Origin of the sequence: Xanthomonas sp. SHU 199 (assembly GCF_000364665.1) — a bacterium.
GTDB classification, from domain to species: Bacteria; Pseudomonadota; Gammaproteobacteria; order Xanthomonadales; family Xanthomonadaceae; genus Xanthomonas_A; species Xanthomonas_A sontii.
In genome coordinates this window covers 1-1,583 of record NZ_AQOI01000619.1, presented here as the reverse complement: position 1 = coordinate 1,583, position 1,583 = coordinate 1, and the positions used below count along the sequence as shown (strand labels likewise).

The window sequence follows — 1,583 nt, the reverse complement described above, 5'->3', positions numbered from 1 at the left end:
CGCCGGCGACGACGCGCTGGCCGCGCCCGGCGCGGACGGCGAAGCGCACCAGCCCGATTTGGGCCTGCCTGCGGCGGAGGCGCCCGGCGCCGACCTCGGCAAGCGGCCGAGCCAGGATTTCGACAAGATCGTCTCGCTGTATGTCGCCGCCCGTGCCGGGCAGGTATTGCGCGGCGAGGACATCGTGGTGGCCGCGGAGAAGACCGGCCTGACCTTCGGCCACATGAACGTGTTCCACCGTCTGGTGGAAGGGCATCCCGAGCGCGGCCCGATCTTCAGCATGGCCAGCATCATGAAGCCGGGCAGCTTCGACATGGCGCACATCCGCGAGATGGAGACTCCGGCGATCGCCTTTTTCCTGACCCTGCCGGCGCCGCTGACCGCGCTCGACGCCTGGGAGAAGATGCTGCCGACCGTGCAGCGCATGGGCGAACTGCTCGACGGCGTGGTCCTGGACGACAGCCGCAACGCCCTCGGACGCCAGCGCATCGCCCACATCCGCGACGACCTGCGTGCCTACGACCGCCAGCACCAGGCGCCGCCGTTGACGAAGGCGCCGCGCTGGTGAGCGCCGCGCCGATGGCGCGGCGCCGGGATTAGGGAGTCGGGAGTCGGGATTCGTAAAAGCGATTCCCTGGCGCTGATTCCCGGCGCGCTTTTCCCTTCTCCCTTCGGGACCATGGCCCCCTTCTTGGGGGAAGGTGCCCCGAAGGGGCGGATGAGGGTACGACCGCCGCCGACGCCAAAGCCCTGGTGTTTGGCTCCCGCGAATCCCCCAATCCCCATCCCCAAATCCCGGCTCCCCACTCCTGGCGCGCTAGCGCCAGAACTAGCGACTCGTGTTAATGGGAAATGAGAAGTCCGGGCAAACTAGCCCCGCCTCAGCCGCACGGCAACCCGCTTTTACGAATCCCCAATCCCAACTCCCCAATCCCAGGCGCGCTACTTGCGCGCCTTAACAAACGCCTCCCGAAACCGCAGCATCTCCGCTTCGCTGCCGACGGTGACGCGCACCAGCTTCGGCCAGATCGGCCAGCTGCGGCCGACGATCACGCCTTGCTTGGCCATCGCCGCGGCGAAGGCGGCGCCGTCGCGCTTGACGTCGACCATGAAGCAATTGGCCTGCGACGGCAGGCACTTGTAGCCCTTGCTCTGCAGCCAGGCGATGGTGGCGTCGCGAATGCGCGCGTTCTCGGCGCGGCGGGTCGGCACCAGTTGCAGGTCCTGCAGGCTGGCGATGCCGGCGGCCAGCGCAGGCACCGACACCGGATTCTGGCCGAACGCGGCCAGCCTGGTCTGCAGCCCCGGCGCGGCCACCGCCAAGCCCAGGCGCAGCCCGGCCATGCCATATAGCTTGGAGAAGGTGCGCAGCACCAGCAGGTCCTGGCGCTGGCCGATCAGGTCGATCACCGACGGCTCGTCGCTGTAGTGCAGGTAGGCCTCGTCGACCAGCAGCACGCTGGACGCAGGCTTGTTGGCCAGCAGCCATTCGATGTCGGCGCGCTTGGTCACCGACCCGGTCGGGTTGTTGGGATTGCACAGATAGATCAGGCCGGCGTTCGGATCGGCGCTGGCCATGGCCT

2 protein-coding genes are annotated in these 1,583 nt (G+C 68.3%); one reads left to right on the top strand and one right to left on the bottom strand.

Going from position 1 to position 1,583, the window contains the following annotated elements; all coding sequences use genetic code 11:
- Positions 1–568, top strand: a 568-nt coding sequence (gene zipA, locus D183_RS0117995; RefSeq protein WP_017910224.1) for a cell division protein ZipA, incomplete at its 5' end; no start/stop codon positions are given.
- A 374-nt stretch (positions 569–942) separates the two neighbouring features.
- Here the strand turns inward: zipA and D183_RS0117990 are convergent.
- Positions 943–1,583, bottom strand: a 641-nt coding sequence (locus D183_RS0117990) for an aminotransferase class I/II-fold pyridoxal phosphate-dependent enzyme (protein ID WP_017910223.1), incomplete at its 5' end; no start/stop codon positions are given.